General features: G+C 37.7%; 24 protein-coding genes. 17 read left to right on the top strand and 7 right to left on the bottom strand.

What is annotated here, in order from left to right; translation table 11 throughout:
- Nucleotides 1–16: 16 nt before the first annotated feature.
- On the bottom strand, nt 17–1813 hold the full coding sequence (yidC, locus tag BUA72_RS01630) for a membrane protein insertase YidC (protein WP_072921541.1): 1797 nt from the start codon (nt 1811–1813) through the stop codon (nt 17–19).
- Nucleotides 1814–1992: 179 nt separating this feature from the next.
- The gene (locus BUA72_RS01625; RefSeq protein ID WP_034723566.1) at nt 1993–3600 is read right to left on the bottom strand and encodes a CTP synthase; all 1608 of its coding nucleotides are present in this window, start codon (nt 3598–3600) and stop codon (nt 1993–1995) included.
- 153 nt (nt 3601–3753) lie between these two features.
- Here BUA72_RS01625 and BUA72_RS01620 point away from each other — a divergent pair, with 153 nt between their 5' ends.
- The 6 genes from BUA72_RS01620 (at nt 3754) to BUA72_RS01595 (ending at nt 10164) form a co-directional block, all read left to right on the top strand.
- Nucleotides 3754–4356, top strand: coding sequence for a CDP-alcohol phosphatidyltransferase family protein (locus BUA72_RS01620; RefSeq protein WP_072921540.1), 603 nt, complete (start codon nt 3754–3756; stop codon nt 4354–4356).
- Nucleotides 4346–5149, top strand: a complete 804-nt coding sequence (locus BUA72_RS01615) for a phosphatidate cytidylyltransferase (protein ID WP_072921539.1) — start codon at nt 4346–4348, stop codon at nt 5147–5149. Before BUA72_RS01620 ends, BUA72_RS01615 begins: the two co-directional genes overlap by 11 nt.
- 4 nt (nt 5150–5153) lie before the next feature.
- Nucleotides 5154–6191 carry a patatin-like phospholipase family protein gene (locus BUA72_RS01610; RefSeq protein WP_072921538.1) on the top strand — a complete coding sequence of 346 codons (1038 nt, stop codon included), beginning with the start codon at nt 5154–5156 and terminating at the stop codon, nt 6189–6191.
- Nucleotides 6192–6427: 236 nt separating this feature from the next.
- The gene (locus BUA72_RS01605) at nt 6428–7189 is read left to right on the top strand and encodes an SDR family NAD(P)-dependent oxidoreductase (RefSeq protein ID WP_072921537.1); all 762 of its coding nucleotides are present in this window, start codon (nt 6428–6430) and stop codon (nt 7187–7189) included.
- Nucleotides 7096–8466, top strand: coding sequence for a phosphatase PAP2 family protein (locus tag BUA72_RS01600; protein WP_139259469.1), 1371 nt, complete (start codon nt 7096–7098; stop codon nt 8464–8466). The genes BUA72_RS01605 and BUA72_RS01600 overlap by 94 nt, the downstream gene beginning before the upstream one ends.
- 3 nt (nt 8467–8469) lie before the next feature.
- Nucleotides 8470–10164: a bifunctional alpha/beta hydrolase/class I SAM-dependent methyltransferase gene (locus tag BUA72_RS01595; protein WP_072921535.1), complete on the top strand. Its 1695-nt coding sequence runs from the start codon at nt 8470–8472 to the stop codon at nt 10162–10164.
- Nucleotides 10165–10314: 150 nt separating this feature from the next.
- Here BUA72_RS01595 and BUA72_RS01590 read toward each other — a convergent pair whose 3' ends face one another.
- Nucleotides 10315–10884: a YceI family protein gene (locus tag BUA72_RS01590; RefSeq protein ID WP_072921534.1), complete on the bottom strand. Its 570-nt coding sequence runs from the start codon at nt 10882–10884 to the stop codon at nt 10315–10317.
- 67 nt (nt 10885–10951) lie between these two features.
- Nucleotides 10952–11362, bottom strand: coding sequence for a hypothetical protein (locus BUA72_RS01585; RefSeq protein ID WP_072921533.1), 411 nt, complete (start codon nt 11360–11362; stop codon nt 10952–10954).
- A gap of 55 nt (nt 11363–11417) precedes the next feature.
- On the opposite strand from BUA72_RS01585, the gene radA reads away from it, so the two are divergent.
- From radA to BUA72_RS01570, 3 genes are all read left to right on the top strand, one after another.
- Nucleotides 11418–12767, top strand: coding sequence for a DNA repair protein RadA (gene radA / locus BUA72_RS01580; protein WP_072921532.1), 1350 nt, complete (start codon nt 11418–11420; stop codon nt 12765–12767).
- A gap of 11 nt (nt 12768–12778) precedes the next feature.
- On the top strand, nt 12779–13882 hold the full coding sequence (locus BUA72_RS01575; protein WP_072921531.1) for a helix-turn-helix domain-containing protein: 1104 nt from the start codon (nt 12779–12781) through the stop codon (nt 13880–13882).
- Nucleotides 13883–13973: 91 nt separating this feature from the next.
- The gene (locus BUA72_RS01570) at nt 13974–14570 is read left to right on the top strand and encodes an acyl carrier protein phosphodiesterase (RefSeq protein WP_072921529.1); all 597 of its coding nucleotides are present in this window, start codon (nt 13974–13976) and stop codon (nt 14568–14570) included.
- Between the two features lie 561 nt (nt 14571–15131).
- Here BUA72_RS01570 and BUA72_RS01565 read toward each other — a convergent pair.
- Entirely contained in the window at nt 15132–15632 is a 501-nt protein-coding gene (locus BUA72_RS01565) for a DUF6702 family protein (RefSeq protein WP_072922464.1), read from the bottom strand.
- Between the two features lie 69 nt (nt 15633–15701).
- Here BUA72_RS01565 and BUA72_RS01560 point away from each other — a divergent pair, with 69 nt between their 5' ends.
- Entirely contained in the window at nt 15702–16280 is a 579-nt protein-coding gene (locus BUA72_RS01560) for a HupE/UreJ family protein (protein ID WP_047452444.1), read from the top strand.
- 67 nt (nt 16281–16347) lie between these two features.
- On the top strand, nt 16348–18738 hold the full coding sequence (locus tag BUA72_RS01555; RefSeq protein ID WP_072921527.1) for a M1 family metallopeptidase: 2391 nt from the start codon (nt 16348–16350) through the stop codon (nt 18736–18738).
- Nucleotides 18739–19021: 283 nt separating this feature from the next.
- On the opposite strand, the gene BUA72_RS01550 is transcribed toward BUA72_RS01555, so the two are convergent.
- The gene (locus BUA72_RS01550) at nt 19022–19720 is read right to left on the bottom strand and encodes a LytR/AlgR family response regulator transcription factor (RefSeq protein WP_034723538.1); all 699 of its coding nucleotides are present in this window, start codon (nt 19718–19720) and stop codon (nt 19022–19024) included.
- Complete coding sequence (locus tag BUA72_RS01545; protein ID WP_228407825.1) at nt 19720–20826, bottom strand: sensor histidine kinase; 1107 nt, start codon at nt 20824–20826, stop codon at nt 19720–19722. Before BUA72_RS01545 ends, BUA72_RS01550 begins: the two co-directional genes overlap by 1 nt.
- A 151-nt stretch (nt 20827–20977) precedes the next feature.
- On the opposite strand from BUA72_RS01545, the gene BUA72_RS01540 reads away from it, so the two are divergent.
- From BUA72_RS01540 to groES, 6 genes are all read left to right on the top strand, one after another.
- Nucleotides 20978–21673: a DUF2490 domain-containing protein gene (locus tag BUA72_RS01540; RefSeq protein WP_072921526.1), complete on the top strand. Its 696-nt coding sequence runs from the start codon at nt 20978–20980 to the stop codon at nt 21671–21673.
- Nucleotides 21674–21691: 18 nt separating this feature from the next.
- On the top strand, nt 21692–22978 hold the full coding sequence (locus BUA72_RS01535) for a CitMHS family transporter (protein ID WP_034723535.1): 1287 nt from the start codon (nt 21692–21694) through the stop codon (nt 22976–22978).
- Nucleotides 22979–23220: 242 nt separating this feature from the next.
- Nucleotides 23221–24459 (top strand): cation:dicarboxylate symporter family transporter, encoded by a 1239-nt coding sequence (locus BUA72_RS01530; RefSeq protein ID WP_072921525.1) that lies wholly within the window; start codon nt 23221–23223, stop codon nt 24457–24459.
- Between the two features lie 99 nt (nt 24460–24558).
- Nucleotides 24559–25074, top strand: a complete 516-nt coding sequence (locus BUA72_RS01525) for a hypothetical protein (protein ID WP_072921524.1) — start codon at nt 24559–24561, stop codon at nt 25072–25074.
- A gap of 50 nt (nt 25075–25124) precedes the next feature.
- Nucleotides 25125–25844: a DUF3108 domain-containing protein gene (locus BUA72_RS01520; RefSeq protein WP_072921522.1), complete on the top strand. Its 720-nt coding sequence runs from the start codon at nt 25125–25127 to the stop codon at nt 25842–25844.
- Between the two features lie 571 nt (nt 25845–26415).
- Nucleotides 26416–26694: a co-chaperone GroES gene (groES, locus tag BUA72_RS01515; RefSeq protein ID WP_034723531.1), complete on the top strand. Its 279-nt coding sequence runs from the start codon at nt 26416–26418 to the stop codon at nt 26692–26694.
- Nucleotide 26695 lies beyond the last annotated feature (1 nt).

Below are 26695 nucleotides of genomic sequence, written 5' to 3'. Positions count from 1 at the left end.
CTATTATAGATATTTCTTATTTCTTTTTTTTCTGCTGCTCTTGAATCTTTTGTTGATCCTGAGCTTTCTCCATCATCTCTCTCATTTTCTTCTGGAACTTGCCTTCAGATTTTGGCTTTTCCTTATTCGCCTGGATCTGTGCATGAATTTTCTTTTCATCCAGTATCACATATTTAATAACCAGGATAATTAAAATGTTAATCGCATTGGATACAAAATAATACCAAGAAAGACCTGAAGCTGATGTATTCAGGAAGAACAGGAATGTGATCGGGAAGATATACATCAACACTTTCATGTTTGGCATTCCCTCCTGTTGAGGCTGCTGCATATTTCCTGAAGTCATTACAGTATAGATTAAGATCACAATCGTACACGCTATTGCAAAAACACTTAAATGATCTCCTAAGAAAGGAATCTTAAATGGTAGTTTAATCAAATCATCATAAGCAGTCAAATCTTTTGCAAACCAGAATCCTTGTCCTCTAAGATCAATAAAGTTCGGGAAGAAACGGAATAAGGCATAGAAGATTGGGATCTGTACCAATGCCGGAAGACATCCCGCCATCTGATTCACGCCCGCCTTTCGGTAGATCTCCATGGTAGCCTGCTGCTTCTTCATTGGGTCTGCATCTTTCAGCTTCGCGTTTACTTCGTCAATTTCAGGACGAATCACTTTCATCATCGCACTTAGCTTGTGCTGTTTATACATAATTGGTGATAAGATCAACTTCACAATGATGGTCATGGCAAAAATAACCCAACCAGCTGACAATCCCCAACCTGCAATAAGGCTGTACAGCCACATAAAGAAGTAACGGTTCATCCATCCGATAAATGACCATCCTAATGGTAAGATTTCGTCAAAATTTTTGTCATAAGATTTTAACAATGGTAAATCAAGTGGCATAAAGTACCAGGTAAAGTCCTGATTAAGCTCACTTCCTGTCATCTGTACGAATCCTTCAAAATTAAGCTTCTTAAGATATTCACCTTCTTCGATAGCTTCCTGATTTCCTTTACTATTCGTGAAACCATTTTTAGCTTCAATTACAGAAGTGAAAAACTGCTGCTTTACACCGATCCAGTTAAGAGTTTCTTTTTCTTCACTCATTTCCGTTCTTCCATCATAATCATAGTCTTTATAATTATTGAAAGCGTATGAGAATTCGGAGTGAGACTGTTCCTGAGCTCTACCCTTTTCTAAGTTTCTTACATTGTAATCCCAGATAAAGTCTGCTTTGTTATCAGAAGTAACAGCGGCAAGCCCTTTTGTTCTTACTTTAAAATCTAATGTATATTTTGGAAGTAATGTATAGATAAACTGAATAACCGCACCATTAAGATCTGCCGTCATAGTTACAGCATTCCCATTAACAGCCGGTGTAAAAACTAAGTCTTTAGTATTGATTACTTTTCCGGTTTTATCTTTAAACTGAAAACCGTAGTTGGAGTTCTTTTTATCAATCAGATAAAGCGGAAGATCTGCCTTATCCGTTTTATGATCATATGCTTTGTACTCCGAAAGCTGTACTTTAGAAACCTGTCCTCCTAAGCTTGAGAATTCCACATTAAGCTCTTTGTTGTTCAAACTGGCGGTCTGAATGGCATTAGGAGTTACATTTGGATTGATATTACTCGCCTGAGTCTGTTTTACAGCATTTTTTACCTGCTCGATTTTCTGCTCCTGAGCTTTTACCTGCTCTTCTTTCGACTGCTTGTTCTGGAAATAGAACATGAATCCGAAAAGAACCAGACATAAAACCGCAAAACTGATCATCTGACTTTTATCGATTCCTTTGTTTTCTTGCATTTTATTTTATATTAAAATTTTAAATTTAACCCAAGTATCACAATATGCTACTTTTTGAGCTGACAAAAATACTGTTTTTTTATCAAAACTCTATGCATTACCATGTTACTATATAATAAACTCAAGCTGAGAATAATCAGCCTGAGTTTATGATAAGACGTTTATGGTATAGTATTACCTTATTTCTTTTCGCAAGCCTTCACAAAAGCTCTGAACAGAGGATGCGGCGTTGCTACTGTACTTTTATATTCCGGGTGATACTGCACCCCTACATAGAACGGGTGATCTGGCATTTCAAGAGCCTCTACCAATCCTGTTTCAGGGTTTGTTCCTGTTGCAAGGAAACCGTTCTTTTCAAACTCCTGAAGATAATCACTGTTGAATTCATAACGGTGACGGTGTCTTTCAGAAATATTTTTAGCTCCATAGATATCATACAGCTTAGAAGCATTTTTCAGTGAACACTTCCATGCTCCTAGACGCATTGTACCTCCTTTGTCTACTACATTCTTCTGCTCTTCCATGATAGAAATTACAGGATCCGGTGTAGAAGTATCAAATTCCATGGAGTTAGCTTTTGAGTGACCAAGAACGTTTCTTGCAAATTCAATGGTCATGATCTGCATTCCCAGACAAATTCCCAACATCGGAACTTTATTCTCTCTTGCATATTGAGCCGTAAGTACTTTTCCTTCAATTCCTCTATCGCCAAAACCTGGAGCGATAAGGATTCCGTCTACACCACCTAAGGTCTCTTTAATATTTTCAGCGGTGATATCTCCACTGTATACCCATCTCACCTTTACTTCCGTTTCAAGACTTGCACCGGCATGTTTGAAAGCTTCAGCAATAGAAATATAAGAATCCTGCAGAGAAATATATTTTCCTACTAAGGCAATTTCTACAGTTCTTTTAGGGTTTTTGAATTTTTTAAGGAAAGTTTTCCAGTCTTTCAGATCAGCTTCTTTATCATTTTTCAGATCCAGTTCTTTTAAAACTACATCATCAAAATTTTGTTTCTGAAGGTACATCGGAACTTCATAGATCGTTTCCAAATCTTTACATTCAATAACATTATCCAGAGAAACATTACAGAACTGAGCTAATTTCGCTCTCTGATCTTTTGGAATATTGTGTTCTGTTCTGCAAACCAAAACATCTGCCATGATTCCGCTTTCCATCAACTGACGAACGGAATGCTGAGAAGGTTTTGTTTTCAATTCGCCGCTTGAAGCCAGATAAGGCAACAGCGTAAGGTGGATCACCATAGAATTTTTCTCACCAAGTTCCCATTTCAGCTGACGTACAGTTTCAATGTATGGAAGAGATTCAATATCTCCTACCGTTCCTCCGATCTCAGTGATGATGATATCGTAGTTCTGCTTGGAAAGCATTTTGATTCTTCTTTTAATCTCGTTGGTGATATGAGGAATTACCTGAACTGTTTTCCCTAAGAAGTCTCCTTTTCTTTCTTTTTCGATAACTGTTTGGTAGATTTTCCCTGTCGTAACGTTGTTGTTTTGGGATGTAGGAGCATCAAGATAACGCTCGTAGTGGCCTAAATCCAGATCCGTTTCTGCGCCATCTTCGGTTACATAGCATTCTCCGTGTTCATATGGATTCAGTGTTCCCGGGTCGATGTTGATATAAGGATCCAGTTTTTGGATCGTTACGTTAAAACCGCGTGATTTTAACAAAAGTCCCAGAGAAGCAGACACGATTCCTTTTCCCAAAGATGAAGTTACACCTCCTGTCACAAAGATGTACTTTGTATTCTTTTTACTCATTAGATTAGGTTTGTGCAAAGTTATGGGAAAAAGAAACACAAAGCAATTTTTTAAATTTTGAAAATGGAAAAACCCTGCGCTATGAATTATAAATTCTGCTTAAAAATTTTATTCTATATTTGATAAACACAATGACAAAAAGCGATAACCATCATGATTTCGGTATATAAATTAAAACCAAAATTCCAGCAGCTGCTCACCCCGGTTTTATTATTCCTGCACAGGAAAAATATGACGGCCAACCAGATCACGGTAAGTTCCATAGTACTGTCGGTGATTATTGGCATATTATTCTGGAATGCAGATCTGTCGAAATGGTTCTTTTTAAGCCTTCCCATCGGATTGCTTATAAGAATGGCTTTGAATGCTCTGGACGGCATGATGGCAAGAAAATTCAGCCAGACCAGCAGATTGGGTGAAGTTTTAAATGAAGTAGGTGACATTGTTTCCGATGTGATTATCTTTTTTCCTTTGCTTAAATTCCAGCCTGAAAGTATATACCTGATTGTCACCTTTATAATATTAAGTATCATCAATGAATTTGCCGGTCTGATAGGAAAAGTCGTTGGAAAAGAACGCCGCTACGATGGCCCGATGGGTAAAAGCGACCGCGCACTGATCTTAGGAGTCTACGGATTGGCTGTATTTTTCGGAGCACATATTTCAGGGATTTCAAAATACATTTTCGCCCTTATCATTGTTCTGCTGACGGTCAGCACGTATATCAGATTAAAGAAATCACTGCATGAAGCCTGAAGAAAATAAATTTGCAGACGTTCCTTTAAGGGTAAAAACATGGGTTTACATTATCATCGTTTTTGCGTTGGGAATCTCACATCCTCTCGCTATGAAGCTTTTTGTTTCATGGATCAGTTTTCAGTGTTTCTTTGAGTTTTTAAGACTGTTTAAGATCAATTCAAACCGTGTTCTTCCTTCGTTATTTGTCGGAACCGCACAGTTTTTTCTGTTGTATTTTATCACTATTGACAACTATTTTATGTTCAGTTCTGCGTTGACCATTATCGTTTTGCTTTATTTTCTTCTTTTAAAAACAGCCTTGAAACAACTTTACGGCGTCTTCATTGCTTTATTGGTCTGCCTGTTTGCTTTTCCGCATTTATCATTCATCAGAGAAACCTCTTCCGGATTAAATTCAATTATATTCGTGGTCGTTGTGACTGAATTGAATGATGTTTTTCAGTACCTGATGGGTAAGTTCTTCGGAAAACATAAAATCACGCCTACAATAAGTCCCAATAAAACTTTAGAAGGCTTTATTGGCGGTGTTTTTCTTACGGTAATATTAAGTAACCTCTTAGGATTTTTCTTACTAAAGACAGATATTTTCGTTAATACAATTATAGGAATGATCCTTGGTATTTTTGGATTTTTCGGCGATGTATTGATGTCTTATTTAAAAAGAAAAGCAGAAATAAAAGATACAGGAACCTTGCTTCCAGGACACGGTGGTCTTCTTGACCGGATGGACAGTTTGATTTTCAATGCTCCTATTTTCTTCTGGATCCTTTCTCTCCTTTTAAAAAATTAAAATCATGAGTGAAAAATTTAAAAGAGCTGTTCTATTTTCAGGAGGCGGAACCAGACTCATGATTTATCTCGGAATTTATGCCGCCCTGGAAGAAATGGATATAAAGCCTGATGTAATGATTGCTTCGTGTGGTGGAGCCTTTGCGGCAACAGTGATCAATGCTTTTCCTGATACTATTTCCCGAAAGGCGTATTTAAAGTCGGAAGAATATTTCAGGTTTGTATCCGGTACGGTTTTGACAAAGCAGAAAAAACTGTCTCAGATAGGGCTTTTTTCATTAAAAAAAATGCTGGACAAAAGAAGTGCACCCTACCTTGAAGATGTTTTCAGCAGATATCTGGTTGAAATGCCTCAAGATCTGACAGAAGTTTTTCCCTCCTTAAAAAACGTTCAGTTTTCAAAAGAGATCCCAACCGTTATCATCGGTTCCGAAATCCTTTTTGATCCAAAAGAAGCAGGACAGGAAAGAAACGGCAGGAAACTTTATCGAAAAATTATTTTGACGGATCCAAAGACCGCAGAAAAAATAAATCATGAACAGGTCATCATCCCCTCTGAAAATATGATGAACAGTGCTGTAGAAACAATGCCAGTGATAAAAACTGATTTTTCTTTACTCGAAAGTACCCGGATTTCCGTTTCCGATATGTTTTATGTGGAACCGGTTTATCTTAAGGGGAAATATTTTGCTGGCGGAGCAATTGATCTTATTCCTGCTGAACTGGCTCACCACCTTGCCGAAGAAATCATTATTGAAAAAAAGCAGGCATACAGTTCTGTTGAAGAAGCTTTTGTCCGGGCTGTACTTGGTTTCAGTGGTAACGAAAGACTTTCAGAGATTGAACAGATTTCAGCAGATTTCCAGATCGACACAACGGGAATTAAGCAGGATTTAAAAGAACATTATTTAAAAAAAGGAATCAATTGGGGAAAATTTGAGATTGATTTTTCTTTTCCGAAAACCTATGAACAATTTGCAGAAGACATGGAAATGCAGTGGCAGTACGGTTTTGATCAGACGATGAAATCTATTCGTGGATGATTTTTATGATGAAGTATATTTTGGCTAAAGCCGAATGATATTGCTATTATTTTCATTAAACGGGCTAAAGCCCGTTCCTATTGAATATTGAAAATCTTATATGAACTTCTATCTACCAATCTTTACACTTAAAATCACTAAAGTGTTCAAAACTTTTGCCCCTTTTGTGGTTGATAAAAATCCAACTTTCAGTTTTAAAATCTATTTTTACATAAAATTCAAATCACAACCCTCTCATGACTGTTTTTATCGCAGGCGGAACTTCCGGTATTGGCTATGCTCTTGCCCGGCATTATCTTGAAAAAGGATACGATGTAGGAATCTGTGGACGAAATCCCGGAAAGTTTCCCGAAAATACTTTTGAAAATCTAAAACTATTTCAGGCTGACGTTTGTGATATGGATTCAATTGCTGCTGCAGTCCGTTCTTTTCAAACCGATGGAAAACCCCTTGATATTTTCATCAATTGTGCGGGAAGCTATGCCGAAGATGTAGCAGGAAAAATTCCCTATGAAGAGGCGGAAGAAATGCTTCAGACCAATATTCTGGGAACAGCCAACTGTTTTGAAGTCGCCCGAAAAGCAATGAAAGGACAGAAAAAAGGCAGCATCGCTGTTATTGCTTCTGTTTCAGGAATATTAGATTATGAAAATTCCAGTCTTTACACCAAAACAAAACGGTCGGTGATTCAGATTTCGGATGCTTATCGTCGGGCACTAAAACCGTTCGGGATTTCTGTAACGGCCATCGCTCCCGGATATGTAGACACTGAAAAACTCAGACAGCTCAATCATAATGATCTTCATAAGAAACCTTTCCTTACTGATGTGGAAACGGCTGTCAACATTATTTCCAAAGCGATTGAAAATCAGGAAAAACTGGTAATTTTCCCCACAAAAATGAAATGGATGATGAAATCGTTATCCTTACTTCCTTCGTTTTTATTAAATATGATTATGTTCAGGAAAGCCCAATGGATGAAAGACGACCGACCTTAAAACAGCAAATCTTTGCTTTTGCTCTCTGTGCGATTGTATTCACGACGGTTTACAATTTTGCTGCATGGTATACGTCAAGAGCTGAAAAAGTTCCGTCTTTTGTGTTTGATTTTGAAAAATACATTCCGTTTCTGCCGTGGAGCATTATTCCCTATATGACCAGTGGTATTTTTTTCTGTGCGGTATTCTTTTTCTGCCGCGATAAAGAACAGCTTGCGGTTTTGACCAAAAGAATGCTTTTCACGACTGCTTCAGCGGGTCTGTGTTTCATTGTATTTCCGTTACAGTTTTCTTTACCCAAACCAATGACAGACGGCTCTGTTCTGGACTACTCTTTTCAGTTTTTAAAAATATTTGATTCACCTTTCAACCAGTCGCCTTCGCTTCATATTGCGTATGCTTTTATTTTCTGGAGCGTTTTCAGGAACTTTACAAAATTCCGCATCTTTTTAATGCTATGGCTTATTGTGCTTGGAATTTCTACGCTAACAACTTACCAACATCATTTCATTGATATTCTTTCGGGAACGGTTCTAGCGCATATCAGTTTTATGGTTTTCCCTTACCGGAAAAATGATTTTCAGTACAGAAATTTCCAGGTGGCCAATTTCTATTTTCTTTTTGGATGGATTTTGATTTCGGCTTCAATTCTCATGTATCAGTTTTTCGGGCATTTGTGGCTGATTGTATTGTGGCCGGGTGTGATGGCCATCATCATCGGATATCAGTATCAAAAGAACAATATTCATTTTTTAAAAGACAAAAACGGAAATATTTCATGGTGGAAAACGATCTTTTATACACCTTATCTCATAGTCTATTGGACGTTCTGGAAATTTTTAAGGAAGAATAAAAAACCGTTGGAAATTGCGCCCCGAATTTATATTTCATCAAGGCCCTGTCGTCAAGATCTGCATTATTTTGAGATCAGCAGAAATACTTTAGTCTATGATCTTTCAGCAGAAATGGAGGAAATATCTGACTTAAAAAATAAATCTTCCTACCATTCAATTCCTTTTCTGGATATCGGAACTTTAGATATCGAACCAACCCAAAAACTGGTTACAGAAATCACAGAAAAGTATAAAACACTTCCGACGGATGGAAAAATATTCATTCACTGTACGATGGGCTTTACAAGAAGCTCTGTAATAGGCATTTTAATAATGAAAAATATTCTATCTTTACCCATAGATGAAGCAGTAAACACCATGACAGGCATTCACAAAAATGCAGTAATTCATCCTTATCTCAAGGATTTTTTGAAAAAAATTTAAACTATGAACAGCGGACATTTTAAGAGTTTTGACGGCAGTAGTATGTTCTACCGCGAGTGGAATTATCAGCCTCAACAGAAAAGCATCATCATTATCCACCGTGGTCATGAGCATTCGGAAAGACTGAATGATATCACCCAGTCACTCCAGTTTTCGAAGTACAGTATTTTCGCTTTTGATCTCCGCGGACACGGGCATACAGAGACCAAGACCTCTTCTGTATTCATGGATTACGTAAGGGATCTGGATTCTTTCTCAAAATTTTTGGGATCAAAATATGATGTCAACATATCAGATATTTTTGTTTTAGCGAACAGCATCGGAGGTGTTGTAGCTTCGGCATGGGCTCACGATTTTGCTCCGGATATCGCAGGTATGGCACTTCTGGCGCCTGCTTTTAAAATTAATCTGATTGTTCCATTGGCTAACGAAATGATCACGCTGGGAACAAAGCTTAAAAAAGGACTGATTATTAAAAGCTATGTAAAATCCAAAATGCTGACCCACGATCCGGAACAGCAGAAAGCATATGATACGGATCCTCTGATCACCAGATCTATAGACGCTGAACTTCTTATCGACCTTGCCAAAGCAGGAAAACGTCTGGTAGAAGATGCTGAGGCCATTGATACACCAGCATTGATTCTGGCAGCAGAAAAAGATCATGTGGTTTTTAATAAAGAACAGAAAACATTTTATGATAAACTTGATACGGATTTAAAGAAATATGAAGTCCTATCAGGCTTTTTCCATGGAATTCTGTTTGATACAGGAAAAGAGAAAGTTTACGATAAAGTGGCCGATTTTGCAGAAAAATGTTTCAACAGAACGCATAAAACAGCTTCTCTACATCCTGACCGATTTTCGTTAAAGGAATATGAAGATCTTCAGAACAATGTCGGGAACAATCTGAATTTTAAATTCCAGAAGTTCTCTCTTAATAATATCGGGAAAATAAGCAACGGAATGGCTATCGGCCTGAAGCACGGCTTTGATTCCGGAGCTTCCTTACATTATGTCTATCAGAACCAGCCGAAAGGGAAATTAGGTTTTGGGAAAATGATGGATAAAAATTACTTGAATGCTATTGGCTGGAAAGGGATTCGTATCCGTAAAGAACATTTGATTCAGCTTTTGGAGCAGAATATTCAAAGTCTTAAAAAGGAAGGCCGAAAGATTAAAATTCTTGATATTGCCGGTGGAACTGGAAATTATCTATTCGATATTAAAGAAAAGTATCCTGAAGCAGAAATCATTATCAATGAATTTGTCATGGCTAATATTGAAATCGGGGAACAGGTAATCAAAGATAAAAATTATCAGAATATCCGTTTTACCAACTTCGACTGCTTTGATCCTGAAACTTATAAAAAGATCAACTTTGAACCGAATATCACCATTATTTCAGGAATCCTGGAACTGTTTGGAGATAATGAAATGGCAGCTAAAGCGATAAAAGGAGCGGCTTCCGTTTCCGAAAAAAATTCTTTTGTTGTTTACACAGGACAGCCGTGGCATCCGCAACTTAAAATGATCGCTTATGTTTTGAATAATCATCAGAACAAAGACTGGGTCATGAGAAGACGTTCGCAAAAGGAACTGGACAGAGTCATGAAGCACAGCGGGGTTCGTAAAGAAAACATGCTGATTGATGATTACGGTATTTTCACCGTTTCTTCAGGGAAGATTAATTCTTAAACTAAAAAATAATCTCGCTCAGATTACGCAGATAGAGCAGATGTTTACGTTAAATCTGCCTGATCAGCTGAATCTGCGCGAGCCACAAGCTAATAAAAAAAGGTTTTTCAATCACTTGAAAAACCTTTTTTACCAAAACTATCTATAAAATTATTGTTTTACCAGTTCAAAATATAGGCTTACGTCTACATCTTTAGCTACGCCTGCACCGGTTGGATCGTATTTAATTCCGTAGTCTAAACGGTTAACTGTTAATTTTGCCTGGAAGCCCATCACTTCTTTCCCTTGCTGGTTTTTAGTCACCCCACCGAATGTCACCGGAATACTCACATCTTTTACCGTTTCTTTAATTTTCAAAGCACCTTTCAGGATGTATGTATTATTTTTATCCTTAGTGATTGATTTGCTGTGAAAGCTCATCGCCGGATATTTTTCGACATCAAAAAAGTCTGCGCTTTTAAGGTGCTTGTCTCTCATATCCGTTCCGGTATTGATTGAGTTTACATCTACTTCGAATGCAAAAACGGCATTATCTAAATTGGCCGCGTTTGCAGTTACTTTTCCTTCAAATTTATCAAATCTACCCTGTACAAAGTTGATTCCCATATGCTTGATATTGAAATTCACTGAAGAGTGCATCGGGTCTACAGCCCATTCCGTCTGTGCAAAACTTAAAACGCTTAACAGCGTGAATACGAAAGATAAAAGTACTTTTTTCATTATAACTTATTTTTTTAGTTGAGTAAGTAAAGGTAGGATATATCACTCATTCTCATCTTGATGTATGTTAGTTTTTAATTTTGGTTCTAATTATTTTAGAATAAATTAAATCAAAAAGACAAATCAAAAGAAAAATACCTATTGAATTTACGTACAACAGTAAATTCGTAAGATGAACATCTGATGTCTCCGCAAAATAGGCAAAAGGATTAGTTCCGGATAACAGGAGCATCAACAGATAAAGGACTTCAAATAAAACTGCCATTTTCCATATTGTATCATAGCTCTTTCTGAATAATAATATCGTTACCCAGGCAATCACAGTAATGATTAAAGATGCCACGATAATAGAAGCCGAAAGCATTCCAAACTGAACGCCAGACTGCGTAAAGAATCTGCCAGTCCAATCTGCCAGCTGAGCATTAAGAAGACTCATCACAATAAATAGGACCAGGCTTCTCACCAGAATATTTTTCATGCCCGAAAATTAATTAAAATTCTGAAAGGAGATTCATTTTTTTTAACTTCGCAGTATGGCAAAACTGAAAACAGCATATTTCTGTCAAAACTGCGGAACCCAATACTCCCAATGGATGGGGCAATGCAAAAACTGCGGAGAATGGAATACCCTTGTGGAGGAAGTCGTTGAGAAAACCTCATCCAAAACCCCACCCTTTTCAAAATCAAAACAGCATGTCATCAACATTATTGAAGTGGTGACCAGCGAAGAACCGAGAATAAAAACGCCTTCCGAAGAACTGAACCGTGTTCTGGGAGGTGGTATTGTATTGGGTTCGGTAACGTTGATCGGTGGAGAACCAGGAATCGGAAAATCTACCCTTTTGCTTCAGCTGGCTTTAAAGATGAAGAAAAAAGTGTTCTACGTATCCGGAGAGGAAAGTGCCTCGCAGATCAAGATGAGAGCAGACAGACTGACGGATGTTCAAAACCCGAACTGTTTTCTTTTTACGGAAACGTCGCTGGAAAAAATCCTTCACGAAGCCAAAAAACTGGAACCGGATTTCATGATCATCGATTCCATTCAGACTTTACAATCCCAACTGATTGAAAGCTCGCCGGGAACAGTTTCTCAAATTAGAGAATGTTCCAATGAGATCATCAAATACGCGAAAGAAAATAATACCCCCGTTTTCCTTGTAGGCCATATCACGAAAGACGGGCAGATTGCCGGGCCGAAGGTGCTGGAACATATGGTAGACGTGGTTTTAAATTTCGATGGCGACAGAAATCATCTTTTCAGACTGCTCAGAGCCAATAAAAACCGTTTCGGATCTACTTCCGAGATTGGAATTTATGAAATGGTTTCACAAGGTTTAAAAGAGATCAGAAACCCTTCTGAGATCCTGATCACCAAGAAATTTGAAGAACTTTCCGGAAATTCAGTGGCGGTAACTTTAGAAGGAAACCGACCGATGCTTTTGGAAATCCAGGCTTTGGTAAGTACCGCTGTTTATGGAACTCCGCAAAGAAGTTCAACAGGATTTGATGCCAAAAGACTGAATATGCTGTTAGCTGTTCTGGAAAAACGGGCAGGTTTTCAGCTGGGTGCGAAAGATGTCTTTTTAAATATTACGGGAGGAATTAAAACGGATGATCCTGCGTTGGATCTTGCCGTGGTGGCTTCTATCCTCTCTTCCAATGAAGATATTGCGATTTCCGAGCATTTCTGTTTTGCAGGTGAAATCGGGCTAAGCGGAGAGATTCGTCCTATCGCACAGGTGGAACAGAGAATTACAGAAGCTGAAAAATTAGGCTATGAAAAAATATTTGTCTCCAACCTTAACAAGATTCCGAAAAGAAAATTTGGAATTAAAATTGAGGAAGTGAGCAAGATTGAGGATTTCCACGAACGGATCTTTTAAAACCATTCTACATGCAGCTTGAAAATATCCAAAAGTTTGTTCTTGTCCTGCTCTACGGAGGTCTGACCCTGCTTTCATTTACGGTACTGATCAATCCGATGAGGGTCAACAGGAAAGCGAACTTGTTTTTCGGGCTGTTTCTGCTTTTGTGGTCCAGCTACTGGATTTTGAATGTTTTACAGTTTTGCGGATTACCTCCGGGGCCTTTGTTGACATCTTCAGTCTATTCGATACAGATATTCACGCCAGTTCTCCTGTTTTTCAGTGCTGTGTTTTTCATTAATCCCAATTACCGTTTTAAAACGAGGGATCTGGTCTGTCTTATCGTTCCGGTGGTCTATTGGATTTTACTGTTCAATTCTGATAAACATCCGGTAATTTACAATGCCGTTTTGCTTATAGATGTCGCTCACAATCTTCCTTATATCGCACTTATTTATTTTAAAATCAGGAGACATCAGAAAAGGATTGAAACCATTTCTTCCAATACTGAAAATATGGATCTTCAGTGGCTGATCAAGCTGAGTTTCCTCCTTTTTGTCACCATTATTATTACGGTGGGTTACGAGCTGTTTAATGCTTTTGTGTATAAAATGCATCAGCACCTGGTGATGGATCTTTTATTTTTATTCATTGTTTACAGCACTTTATATTATGTATTGAGGCAGAAAGAAATTTATCCTGTGAATAAAAAACAGCGGGATGAACTGTTAGCTATCGAGCTGGAAAGTGAGGAAGAAACGGAAAGAAAAAAACTGATTCCTGATCATGAACTTGAAAGTTTAAAACTCAGATTAAATGCTTTAATGGAATTAGAAAAGCCTTATCTGGACGGCGATCTGAATTTGCTTAAGCTGTCGGATCTCCTTCAGATCAATGCGCATCAGCTGTCTTATCTTCTGAACAACGGCTTTCATGAAAACTTCTTTTATTTTGTGAATAAATATAGAATAGAACACGCCAAGAAAATGCTCACAGATGATTCGTACAAAAAATTATCTATGGTAGGCATCGCCTTTGAATCGGGTTTTAATTCCAAAACAGCTTTTAATACGATTTTCAAAAAAATGACGGATATGACACCTTCCGAGTTCAAAAAAGAACAGGCCGGCTGATCCTTATAGATTTTCAGAATTCTTAAAAGTTTCTGAATGCTCTGTTCCTTACGGATGGAGGTTTTTTGGGTAAAAATTTTTATATTCGTTTATGAATTATTTAGCCCATTCTTTTCTTACTTTTTCGGACGGACAGATCGTAGGACAGTTTCTTGAAGATTTTATCCGCAATAAAGACCGCTATTCTTTTCCGAAAGATATTCAGGATGGTATTACGCTGCACAGAGCTGTGGATACTTTTACAGATTCTCACCCGGCTATTCATGAGGCTAAAAAAGTATTTGCCCCTTTGGTCAGACTCTATGCCGGTGCTTTTGTAGATGTTGCCATGGATTATTTTGTGGCTACTGATCTTTCCCTGCATTCTTTGGCTGAGTGGAAAGCCCATTCGTTAAGGGTGTACAGAGTTCTAAACGAACATGAAGAATGGCTTCCTGAAAACTTTAAATTAATGCTGGCTAAGATGGAACAGGATGACTGGCTGTACAATTACCGCGAAGACTGGGGCATTAAATTCAGCATGCGGAATGTGATGAATAAAGCCAAATATCTGGAACCGGACATCGCTGTTTACGAAGCATTCCTGAACAATAAACCTTTTCTGCAGGAATGTTATGATGATTTCTTTCCTGATCTCCTCGCTCACGCCAAAGGTGTCAATGCACTGATCCAGCTCGATCATCAATAAAAAAGCACTCACAGGGAACGTAAGTGCTTTTAACAATTTGTGTTGTTAGAATCAATATCTCATTTTCGGTTATCTTAATTTTTTATGTTGTGTTGCCCTGTCAAATCCAAATATTGCATTGAGGGTTGCAATACCTACCTAGACAGTAAACCCGACAACTTACTTTAAAAATCAAATACAAAATAAGTTTGTTTTATTCATATGAGTTGTTTTAGTATATTATTAAAACATTAAACTTATATGTTTTCACAAGCAGTAGTCAAATTACAATTTTGATTAAATTTTTACTTAAAAAAGTGATTTAATAAAAATAAATTAAACACAACTAGATCTACACAAATATAATTTATTTTAAAGAAAAAACAAATATTATAAACGTTAATTAATAAAATAATATTTATACATTAATTATTAATACTAAAAAACACTATTTATTATTAATTAATTATTAAAAATAATTTTAAAAGAGAGACAATATAAAAATATTAATCAATACTTAGTGATTTAATATTTATTTAAAATTTGAAATGATTCATAAAAGAAAATGAGGAAAAAGGAGAGCTAAAACTGGCGATACAGGTAACGGTTTGGATACGTAAGCTTCTCACTTTTCCGATCACCATTTACAATCATGTGAACAATATTGATCTGGTCATCAAAAAGATTATAGAGAAAACTTACGGCGGCTTCCAGTTTTTTAGGACTGGTCACGGTTTCAGACTCCAGAAAGACATTCACTGACTCGCTGTCTTCTTCATAGCCTACGTAGTTTATTTTTAAGAACTTTCCATCTGCCTTTAATTTAAAATACTCAACACAGTACTTTTCCAAAGCCTCATTGAGCTTAGCTTTATATTTTTCATCATTAAAGTGGAAAGAGCTTCCGTATTTCTTTCCTAATCCGTTTTCCAGGTCATCCAGAAAAAACCGACCGGTGATCTCAAAGGATTTTGATTTTGCATTATAATTAATTTCTACAGAACCTACATGATAAGGGTGTTTCGCTTTTGAAAAAGAGAATAAAAAAAATACGGGAAGCAGAAACAGCCATAAATTCTTCATAAGTTCTGACATTTAAAATTTGTTCGAAATTAATCATTATTTTCGTACGCATTATATTTTTACGTTATGATGCAGGATTTTTTATTCTATTTAAAGCTTGGCTGGGAACATATTATTTCTCTGGATGCGCTGGACCATCAACTGTTTGTTCTTGCCCTGATCGCAGTATATTCTTACACTGACTGGAAAAAAATACTGGTGCTGGTGACAGCTTTTACCATTGGACATTCCATCACGCTTGCTTTAAGTATTCTTGATGTGTTCCGTGTTCCTTCGGCCTGGGTAGAGTTTTTAATTCCGCTTACGATTGTCATTACTTCTCTGGATAATATTCTGATGAAAAATAAAAAGCAGACGCTTATGCGGGCCAATTATTATCTCGCTCTGATCTTCGGATTGATTCATGGGATGGGTTTCGCCAATACAGCAAGGGTCATGATCGCTAAAAGCCAAAGTATCGCTGTTCCTTTATTAGGATTTAATATCGGATTGGAACTTGGACAGATCGTTATCGTATTGGGTATTCTTATCCTTTTATTTATTCTGCTGAAAATTTTTAAAGTCAATAAAAAAGACTGGGTTCTGTTTGTATCTTCCGGAGTATTTGCACTGGCTCTAAAAATGACTTTGGAAAGACTTCCGTTTTAACTTTGAAACATTTTCAATTTTTCAACTACTTATTATTATCTTTGGTAATTATTAAATCAATTCGGTAATGAAACTAAAAACAGTTCTACTTTCATTTTCTGTATTCGCTTATACAGGTTTCACCGCACAAAATATCCAGAATAATCCTGGAAGCAATCACGGAAACAGATTCGAGCAGCTGGGAACTATTCTCCCGACTCCCAATATATACAGAACGGCTTCGGGATCTCCAGGCCACGGCTATTGGCAGAACAGAGCTGACTATGACATTACAGCTTACCTGGACGAAGACAAAAGAAATCTGAAAGGTTCTGAAACCATTACCTATTATAACAATTCTCCGGATGATCTGGATTATATCTGGCTTCAGCTGGACGAAAATGAACAGTCCACTGTTAAAAATGCAGGTTTTCAGTTTCCATCTACCCTTCCCGCTTCTTCCAATGATCAACAGCTTAAAGTTACCGAACTTCCGGAAAAAGACAACGGCTATGGCGTGAATCTGGAAAAGGTAACGGATGCTTCAGGAAACCCACTGAAATATACGGTCAACAAGACGATGATGCGTATTGATTTACCGAAGGTTTTAAAGAAAGGTGAAAAACTGGTCTTCAAAGTAGACTGGAACTATAATATCCCGAACAGAATAAAAATGGGCGGCCGCGGCGGTTATGAAAATTTCGCTGAAGATGGCAATGACCTGTACACCCTGACGCAGTGGTATCCGAGAATGTGTGTATACAGTGATTTTCACGGGTGGCAGAATCACCAGTTCACGGGTCGTGGCGAATTTGCTTTGGTATTCGGAAATTTTAAAGTTTCGATGAATGTTCCTGCAGATCACATCATAGGCGGAACCGGTGAATGTAAAAACTATGATCAGGTTTTAACATCAGATCAAATGGCCAGATACCGAAAGGCTGAAAGTGCTGCTGAACCGATTGAAATTGTAACGCTGGATGAAGCCAAAAAAGCAGAAAAAAATCATTCAAAACAGAGAAAAACATGGAATTTTGAAGCTAATGATGTAAGAGATTTCGCATGGACCTCATCCAGAAAATTTGTCTGGGACGGAATGCGTGTTACGATTCCTGAAAACAACAATAAAGTAATGGCGATGAGTTTCTATCCAAAAGAAGCTTACGGATTGTATAGAAAATATTCAACAAAAGCAGTTGCTCATACGATTAAAACGTATTCTGAATTCACAATTCCTTATCCATATCCTGTCGCACAGTCTGTAGAAGCAGCCAATGGAATGGAATACCCGATGATCTGTTTCAACTTCGGAAGAACTGAAAAAGACGGAACGTATTCTGAAGGAACCAAAAACGGAATGATCGGCGTGGTGATCCACGAAGTTGGACATAATTTCTTTCCGATGATCATCAACTCTGACGAAAGACAGTGGAGCTGGATGGATGAAGGTTTGAATACCTTCACGGAATATCTTACGGAAGAAAAATGGGATAATAAATTCCCTTCTAAAAGAGGTCCGGCATGGACGATTACTGATTATATGAAGCTTCCGAAAGATCAGTTGGAGCCAATTATGAGTAATTCTGAAAACATTATTCAGTTTGGCCCAAATGCCTACTCAAAGCCGGCTACCGGATTGAATATCCTTCGTGAAACCATTATGGGAAGAGAACTTTTTGACAAAGCTTTTAAAACTTACGCTAAAAGATGGGCCTTCAAACACCCTGAACCTGCAGATTTCTTCCGTACGATGGAAGATGCCAGCGGTGAGGATCTTGACTGGTTCTGGAGAGGATGGTTCTACGGAACAGATCCTGTAGATATCGCCATTGATAAAGTAACTGTAGCAGTTCCGGATCTCAATACGCCTCCAAAAGAAGCCAAAGAAATAAAGTATAAAGTGGAAAAGCCACTTCAGAATGCTTTTGAAGATATTTCTAAAATCAGAAATAAAGAAGATAAGAACATCACGTTCTATGTAGATAAAGATAAAGAACTCCAGGATTTTTATTACCGATATGACAGAGGTCAGGAGAAATTTGACACCGAAAAGGAATATACGGTAAATACGGAAGCCGGTCAACCTCTGGATGCGAAGGATAAAGAGAAGTTCAAAAACCTTACAGGCTACCAGATCGATTTTGTGAATAAAGGCGGGCTTGTAATGCCAATCATCCTTGAATTCACTTTCGAAGACGGATCTAAACTCTACGACAAATCCTCTGCACAGATCTGGAGACAGAATGAACAGAAGGTTTCAAAGACTTATTATTTTGACAAAAAGATCAAGTCTATCCAACTGGACCCAATGAGAGAAACTGCGGACATTGATACTTCCAATAACTTATGGAGTAGCAATGGCACAGATACTCAGGTTTCAAAATTCCAATTGTTTAAACAGAAACAGGGAGGTGGCCCGGTAAGAGGTGGCGCCAACGGAAAAGTAAACCCGATGCAGGCCGGCGGAAAGAAATCATAAAAACTATAAAGGTTGTTTCAAATTTGAGACAACTTTTTTTCTTTTGATTAATGTAACGGATTTATGATTTGGCTAAAGCCAATTTTGATTGTCATTATATATTAGGTGGGCTAAGCCCACCCCTATTGAATTTTTTAATCTTATATTGAAAAAACTCCATAATCCATTTATTTTTCGGGAGCCAAGCGGGCTAAAGCCCGGTCCTATTGAATCTTCTGGAGCTCCATTCAAAAGAAATCTGCGGAATCCGTGGAATTTGCGGGAGATTTTTAAACGAAAAAAATTAATTCAAATAAGCCTTTAAAGAATTTTTATACGTTCTCCCCAACGGAAGTTTTTCTCCATCTTTGAGATACACATTCGCCGTATCATACGAGCTGATATGAGAAGAAAGAACGATATAGGATTTGTGAATTCTGATAAACCCCAGGTTTTGAAATTTCTCTTCAAAATTGGACATCCTTTCAAGAATCATGTACTTTTTCAGATGCGTCACCAGAATGATATATTCCCCGAATCCCTGTACCCACCGTACATCGTCCAAAAGAACTTTGTGCATCACGTAATTGGATTTGAACATGATAAAATCTTCTTTCTTCTGCTGTTCCGTAGAATTTTTGAACTGCAGGAAATCTTTTGCTTTATTGATCGCCTTTCTGAACGTTTCAAAATCGACAGGTTTTACAAGATAATGGACAACATCCAATTCAAAAGCTTTCACCGCATACTGAGTTTCCAGTGTGAGGAATATGCACAATGGTTTGTAAGGAAGCTGATGCAGGAGCTCAATTCCATTGATGTAGGGCATATTGATATCCAGAATCACCAGATCTACCGGATTCTGTTTAAGATATTCCAATGCTTCTTCCGGGTCCTGAAAAACCTTCAGCAGATCTACATCTTCCATCTGCCCGCAGTATTTCTGGATCAGCTGGAGCGCCGGGTATTCATCATCTACACTTACAATCGTCAGATTAGCCATTACAGTTTAATTTTTAAAATAGTCTGATAGTTGTTATGGTCTGCAGGCTCAGATATAAAAGTATATTTTCCCGCATAATTTTTTTCCAGAATATTGATGACCGCTTCATTTCCTAAGCCGCTGTCATTCATATTTCCGACAAGATTTTTTTTCTTTGATACAGAATTTTCGATCTCAAACAAAAGTTCCTGATCCTGTATTTTATAGCTGACATTGATATAGGTCTCCGCCTCTATTCCCACCGCAGAATGCTTCAACGCATTTTCAAATAAGGTAAGACAAACAGAAGGCGGAATATCTATTAATTCCAAAGTTTCTTCATCTGCAATACTAAAACGGATATTCAGCTCTTTATTATACTTTAACTGATACAAGCCTGCCAGAGATTTAATGGATGAAAATTCCTGTGCCATAGAAATCTTTTCCTTGCTGGTATCATAAATCACATACTGAAGCAGTTTACTGAGCTGCAATATAGATTCTGACGTATTTTCTGAGGGCTGGAAACTTTTAGAGTAAATATTATTAAGCGTATTCAGCAGAAAATGGGGATTCATTTTAGATTTAAGCAAGTCTAAGTAGAGCTGGTCTTTTTCTTCACCCAGATCTTTAAAATCCTGTTCGATAAGAAATTTATCCTTTGTAATGCCTAAAAATGAAGCCACCAATATGACAATTCCCTGCGCCGTATAGACGTTGTAGAGGAATTTGGTATTGGAAAGGGTTTCATTAAAATTCATATGAAATACTGCGGGCTGCAACAAAATTCTGAAAAGGCTCGAGACCAGAAAACTGATCAGCGCATAAAGAATGAACTCGGGATATTTATTGGAAAGATAGAATTCCGGGACCAGATAAAAATAGACCAGACTGTAAATTCCGACATTAAAAATAATGACCGACAAAACACTCCAGATAAGTTCCGGAACGTCCAAAAAGTAGTTTTCAGTAAAAAAAGTGATCATCGTGAAGACCAAAAAGAAGAAAATATGCTGAAACTTCAGCAAAAATCCCCAATGATATTCCATCAGCCTTTTCAAAACTTTTGCATTAAACAAAATCCTGAAAACCAGTAATATAAATACAATATTTATAATTAAAAACATCTAAAAAATCCAAATTTCAATCTTTCAAATATACCATCTTTTTTACCCCATCGTGCAGTTCACTGATAAAAACTGTCATTGATTGAAAAATAAATCTGCGGCTGGTTCTTATAAATATATTTGAGACATCAGGATATTAACTCAATATTACATGAAAATTAAATTCAGATTAATCATCATTTTGCTGCTGGGAATGATCCGGCTCGCCAACGCGCAAAGCCGCGACAACTACAATATGTGGTTCCAGTATCTGATGTCCGCAAGACTCACCGACAAAAGTACACTGACTGCCCTTTCTCAGTACCGTTCTTTTGACCTCGCGTATGATACGAGGCTTTTCCTCGTTTCTGCCTATGTAGATTATGAAGTGGCCAATGAAGTGAAACCCGCTGCCGGATTCATGTTTCTGGTTCTGGATTCCTATAAAACTGACAATTCAAAGAAAGAACGCTATGAGAAAAGACCTTTCCAGCAAGTGACATTGGGAGGCAATATCGGCAGAACTTCCGTCTCGCACCGTTTCCGCGTGGAAGAGCGTTTCATCAGCAATCCGGATGAGTTCATCGTCAGGCTCCGCTATCTGATTTCCCTGAGAATTCCTTTTAACAGAAAGGGAGAAAAAGAAAAACTGTACGGCATTCTGAAAAATGAACTGCGAATGAATGTGGTGAAGGAAGACCCGTTTGACAGTAACCGTTTAACGGCCGGACTTGGAATTAAAGTCGGAAAAAATTCAGCCATTGAAGTCGCTTTCATCAATCAGCTGGAGACCGGATCTACGAGTAATTATGGCTACATCGGCTACAGAAACAGTTTCGACTGGAGAAAGAAAAACAAAAATAAATAACTATAAATCAAATCATCTATGCTTACATTCCTTGGATTCGTCATGATTCTGATCTTCATGGTTCTGATCATGAACAAAAAAATGACTCCGCTTACGGCATTGGTCATCGTCCCTGTAACCGTAGCTCTCTTTGCAGGGTTTGGTCCTGAACTGGGAGAAATGATGAAAAACGGGGTTAAAGAAATAGCCCTCACCGGCGTTATGCTGATCTTCGCCATCCTGTATTTCAGTTTAATGATCGATACGGGACTTTTTGAGCCTTTGGTCAATATCATTTTAAAAACAGTTGGGGACAATCCCGTTAAAACAACGATAGGAACAGCTGTTCTTACCGCCCTGGTTTCCCTGGATGGTGACGGTTCTTCCACTTATTTAATTGTCGTAGCTGCGATGCTTCCGCTTTATAAAAAACAGGGCATGAATCCGTTGATTCTTACCTGCATCATTATGCTGGCAGGACAAATCATGAATATCCTTCCTTGGGGCGGTCCCACAGCAAGAGTGATGAGTTCCCTGAAACTGGGACACACAGAAATTTTTGTTCCCATGATCCCAATTATGGCCATCGGTATTCTTTGGGTGATATTTGTGGCCTATATTTTAGGAAGAAGAGAAAAAATAAGAATTGCCAAGCATGGAAAATTCACCAATTATAACACAAATGATATCATCGGGGAAGTAGATCTTAAACTTAGACGTCCCAAGTTGATCCTGATTAATCTGGCTCTTACTATCACTCTTTTGGTGGTGATGATTCTGGACCTTGTTCCGCTGGGAATTGCCTTTATGATTGCTTTCTGTATCGCTTCCATTATTAATTATCCTAAATTAAAAGACCAGCAGAAAATTATTTCCAAACATGCGGGCAATGCCTTATCTGTAGCGGGAATGATCTTCGGAGCAGGAATTTTCACCGGGATTCTGAATGGTTCCGGCATCATGCAGGCAATGGGAAACAGTATGATTGAAATTGTTCCGAAAAGCTGGGGCGGTTACCTGAATATTGTGACGGCTGCTTTCAGTATTCCGCTGACTTTTTTCCTTTCCAATGATGCTTATTATTTTGGAATACTCCCGATTATCGTTGCTACGGGCCATCAGCTGGGTATTTCTCCGGAAATTCTGGGAAGAGCGAGCCTTATCGGACAGGGTTCACATCTTTTGAGCCCGCTGGTTCCGTCTACTTATTTATTGGTATCGCTGGCTGGTGTAGAATTTTCAGACCATTTGAAATATACGCTGAAATGGGCATTGGGATCTTCAATTGTCATGTTGATCGCGGCATTGATTCTTGGAGTGATTTAATCTAAAGATTGGAAGCTGGAAGAGGGAGGATGGAAGTTAATATGGGACACAGTTTTAAAATTAATGGTAAATTTTAAAGATTAATAAACAGGATTTAAAAATCAATAGAAACCCGGCTGAAAGCTGTTATTTCCGACTTTAAATAACTTCCATCTTCCAGCCTCAAGCTTCCCTACCCCATTATTCTATTTGAGATGTAAAAAAAACAACAGATCTTTGTACGGACAGTATATTTTATTCAGATGAACCTTTTTGACACCCAAAAAACATTCACAGGAAGATATTTAAAAAATCTCACCTTATATGTATTTGCCGCCATTCTCGGTGGAGTGCTTACGGGACATTATGCGCCTGAGGCAAGTATTCAGCTGGGTATTGTGAGCCGGTATTTCTTTATGGTTCTGGAAATGCTGATCCTTCCGATTATCTTTATGGCGATCATGTATGGAATCTGCCAGCTGTCGGGAATCAGAAATGCAAGCAGCATCGTTTGGAAGACTGTTCTGTATTTTCTGATCATCAGTTCGGTCGCTATAATTTTAGGATTTATATTCGGATTTGCTGTAAAACCTGGTGCTGATACGGGAATTGACACGGCGAAGATCAGCAGATCTCTTCCCAAAACATTTGAAATCAACGACAGCACTTTATCCGGAAACCTTTATCTAAACAGGCACGGGATTTTTCTAATTATCTCCATTGTAGCAGGGATTTTCATGAATCTTTCCGGAGCAAGAGAAAAATTTCTGAACATCTTGGACAGAGGTCTTAAGCTTTTTTATACGGTCATTAAATACCTCTACATTATCCTTCCGGTCATTATTTTCTGCAATATTGCCTATGGAGTTGCAGTTTACGGGATCACTACACTTCTTCCGCTTAGTAAAGTGGTTGCAACGGTTTATCTGGCTGATATCGTCTTTATCTTTGGAATTCTGGGGATTGTCGCGTACCTGTTCAAAATCCAGTTGTGGAAATTTTTGCTTGACTTAAAGGAAGAAATTATCCTCGTAATCACCACATCTTCCTCCAAAACAGCTTTCCCGCTGATCTTTGAAAAAATGGAGTCCGAAGGGTACAGCAGAAAAATTTTAAGGTTTGTGATTCCTTTGGGTTATAATTTTAATCTTTCCGGGGCGTGTATTTACATTTCTGTGACTTGCTGCTTTCTCATTCAGTTTTATAACATTTCATTAACCGTCAGTGATTATCTCTGGCTTTTCGTTATTATTTCCGTGACTTCGAAAACGGCATCGGGAGTTCCCGGTTCAGGATTTTTAGCTTTAATTTTTACGTTAAACCGATTTGGGAAAATTCCATTAACTGACATTGCCCTTCTTTACAGCGTAGACCGTTTTATGAATGAGGCGAGATCCGTGACCAACTTCATCAGTATTGCGATTTCCGGGGCGGTGATCTCGAAAATAAATCAGGCTTCAAAGAATCATTTAGCTGATAAATCCCAAGCTGAAACATTTTAAAATATTTCAAATATTATTTTAAAATGTTAATACTCAATATTTTTACATTCTCTTTCTGCTTTTTTGTAATTTGGTTTCATCCAAACTCAACAGAAAATTATGAAAAATATACTTCTAATGCTCAGTATCTTTCTTTTAGGATTTAACCTGACGTATTCGCAAATTCAATCAGGAACCGAAAAAGATCAGGCTGAACTCCGTAAAGTACTGAATACTTTTATGTCCAGCTTAAAAGCCAAAGACAGCACCAGTCTTTACCGTTTATTTTATGACGGACCGGTAACATGGGTCGGCGTTTATAAGGATAAAACCCAGCAGAAAAGAATTGAAAAAGATCCCAAATCTTCAGATCATAAATTAGCAGATTATAAATCCTGGTTCAGAAGCACCACCAAAGGATCCGTGAAAGAAGAAAAATTTTCCAATGTGAATATTGATACCGACGGCAACATAGCTTCAGTAACCTTTGATTTCAGTTTTTGGGCGGGCGGAAAGAAAGGTTTATGGGGAAAAGAATCCTGGGGACTGGTGAAAATTAAAAATGAATGGAAGATCACGAGCGTGATATTTTCAATGGAGCAGAAAAGCATTTCTCCCGAACCTCAAAGAGAATAGTAAAGCTGTAACTTTTTGAAAATGAGTAACACTTATTATTAAAAAAAATCATGAGAACATTTCTTATCCTTTTATTAGTAAGCAGCACTCATTTATTTTCACAGAAACTGCTTACCCCAGCCAACAGCAGTATTGATTCCAAACTGATCAAAGATGAAACCTCGGAAGCCATATGGTATGCCGACAATGCAGGCACAAAAACAGAAATAGGAAGCATCATTACCGAGCTTAAAAAATTAAACAAAACGGATCTTCTCATCAGAACCACCGTAAAGCTAAAGCAGGCACCTGATGCCAAGTGGACGGATTCTACCATTGTAAAAACAGCCAGTTTCGAACCGGTTTATCACTCTTCTTTTAATATGATGAGAGATATGGTACTCAAATCAGGTAAAACGAAAGTAACTGGATATTATCTCAACAAAAAATCTCAGGAAAAACACAGTATAGATATTCCGGCAGCGAATTATTTCGACAGCAGCAGTTATCCTATGATGATCCGGTTTTCTCCGCTTAAAGAAAATTATACCGCTGACCTTTCCATTTTCGATTATAATCCGGATGCAAAACAAGGACTTATAAAAGCCTATATTCTGGAAGTGAAGAAAACCGATTATGACGGTAAAAAAGTCTGGGCTGTAAAAACAACGGATGATATCAGAGATAAAACAACATTCGTCACCTATTATATTGATACCGAAACCCGAAAAATACTGAAACAGGATATGGACCTCGGCGGAAGAAAAATGACACTGGAAACCATCAAATAAAAATCTCTAAAGTTTACTGTTATAGTAAACTTTTTCTTTTTTAAAGGGTAATCCTATTTACAAAACCTCCGCACTCCCCTACTGCAAAGCAATCATTAAACGGTTGATTATCATCACACAAACATCAATAATAAATCTACACACGGTGTATTATGTAATGATATTTTTTTTATCTTTGATGGACACTTACCACACCAAATCGTCAAAAATCCTGATTGACATTAAATGTTCAGGACTGTAAAACAAATTAAATATTAATCTATGAAAAATGCTAAATCATTAAGCAGAGACGCGCAAAAATCCATTATGGGTGGTGCGGCAAGACTTGTTTGTTGCGAGCGCGACGATCAGGGAAAATGTACTTTATGGATCGGGCCTGGACAGCACTGCCCTTAATTCAACGAATTATTAGAGTTAAATACAAAAGCCGGAAGTTTCCGGCTTTACTTTTTTCATTTTTCTGCCAAATTTTCACACTTGAAATTAAAACTCTGCCATTTCATCCACAGGGACCTCATGGCATACATTTAGAGAATTATAATGGAGAATTAATTAAAAAATAAAATATATTATGTCAGTAAACTTTAAACCATTAGCAGACAGAGTTCTTATCGAGCCTATCGCTGCAGAAACTAAAACAGCTTCAGGTATTATTATTCCGGACACTGCGAAGGAAAAGCCGCAGGAAGGTACTGTAGTAGCAGTAGGTCCAGGTAAAAAAGATGAGCCTACAACTGTTCAGGTAGGTGACAAAGTTCTTTATGGTAAATATTCAGGTTCTGAATTAAAATTAGACGGAAAAGATTTCTTAATCGTTAAGGAAGGAGATTTACTTGGAGTAATTGGATAAG

The sequence above is a fragment of the Chryseobacterium sp. OV279 genome (assembly GCF_900128945.1).
Classification (GTDB): Bacteria; Bacteroidota; Bacteroidia; order Flavobacteriales; family Weeksellaceae; genus Chryseobacterium.
Note: the sequence above shows the minus strand (reverse complement) of the source record. Positions and strands in the feature narration are given on the sequence as shown.

Coding starts and splice junctions, on each gene's coding strand:
- BUA72_RS01520 (WP_072921522.1), top strand. CDS start 25,125: ATGAGAACATTTCTTATCCTTTTATTAGTAAGCAGCACTCATTTATTT.
- BUA72_RS01525 (WP_072921524.1), top strand. CDS start 24,559: ATGAAAAATATACTTCTAATGCTCAGTATCTTTCTTTTAGGATTTAAC.
- BUA72_RS01545 (WP_228407825.1), bottom strand. CDS start 20,826: ATGTTTTTAATTATAAATATTGTATTTATATTACTGGTTTTCAGGATT.
- BUA72_RS01605 (WP_072921537.1), top strand. CDS start 6,428: ATGACTGTTTTTATCGCAGGCGGAACTTCCGGTATTGGCTATGCTCTT.
- BUA72_RS01550 (WP_034723538.1), bottom strand. CDS start 19,720: ATGGCTAATCTGACGATTGTAAGTGTAGATGATGAATACCCGGCGCTC.
- BUA72_RS01585 (WP_072921533.1), bottom strand. CDS start 11,362: ATGAAAAATATTCTGGTGAGAAGCCTGGTCCTATTTATTGTGATGAGT.
- BUA72_RS01595 (WP_072921535.1), top strand. CDS start 8,470: ATGAACAGCGGACATTTTAAGAGTTTTGACGGCAGTAGTATGTTCTAC.
- BUA72_RS01565 (WP_072922464.1), bottom strand. CDS start 15,632: ATGAAGAATTTATGGCTGTTTCTGCTTCCCGTATTTTTTTTATTCTCT.
- BUA72_RS01535 (WP_034723535.1), top strand. CDS start 21,692: ATGCTTACATTCCTTGGATTCGTCATGATTCTGATCTTCATGGTTCTG.
- BUA72_RS01600 (WP_139259469.1), top strand. CDS start 7,096: ATGGATGATGAAATCGTTATCCTTACTTCCTTCGTTTTTATTAAATAT.
- BUA72_RS01540 (WP_072921526.1), top strand. CDS start 20,978: ATGAAAATTAAATTCAGATTAATCATCATTTTGCTGCTGGGAATGATC.
- BUA72_RS01560 (WP_047452444.1), top strand. CDS start 15,702: ATGCAGGATTTTTTATTCTATTTAAAGCTTGGCTGGGAACATATTATT.
- BUA72_RS01625 (WP_034723566.1), bottom strand. CDS start 3,600: ATGAGTAAAAAGAATACAAAGTACATCTTTGTGACAGGAGGTGTAACT.
- radA (WP_072921532.1), top strand. CDS start 11,418: ATGGCAAAACTGAAAACAGCATATTTCTGTCAAAACTGCGGAACCCAA.
- yidC (WP_072921541.1), bottom strand. CDS start 1,813: ATGCAAGAAAACAAAGGAATCGATAAAAGTCAGATGATCAGTTTTGCG.
- BUA72_RS01620 (WP_072921540.1), top strand. CDS start 3,754: ATGATTTCGGTATATAAATTAAAACCAAAATTCCAGCAGCTGCTCACC.
- groES (WP_034723531.1), top strand. CDS start 26,416: ATGTCAGTAAACTTTAAACCATTAGCAGACAGAGTTCTTATCGAGCCT.
- BUA72_RS01575 (WP_072921531.1), top strand. CDS start 12,779: ATGCAGCTTGAAAATATCCAAAAGTTTGTTCTTGTCCTGCTCTACGGA.
- BUA72_RS01555 (WP_072921527.1), top strand. CDS start 16,348: ATGAAACTAAAAACAGTTCTACTTTCATTTTCTGTATTCGCTTATACA.
- BUA72_RS01530 (WP_072921525.1), top strand. CDS start 23,221: ATGAACCTTTTTGACACCCAAAAAACATTCACAGGAAGATATTTAAAA.
- BUA72_RS01615 (WP_072921539.1), top strand. CDS start 4,346: ATGAAGCCTGAAGAAAATAAATTTGCAGACGTTCCTTTAAGGGTAAAA.
- BUA72_RS01590 (WP_072921534.1), bottom strand. CDS start 10,884: ATGAAAAAAGTACTTTTATCTTTCGTATTCACGCTGTTAAGCGTTTTA.
- BUA72_RS01610 (WP_072921538.1), top strand. CDS start 5,154: ATGAGTGAAAAATTTAAAAGAGCTGTTCTATTTTCAGGAGGCGGAACC.
- BUA72_RS01570 (WP_072921529.1), top strand. CDS start 13,974: ATGAATTATTTAGCCCATTCTTTTCTTACTTTTTCGGACGGACAGATC.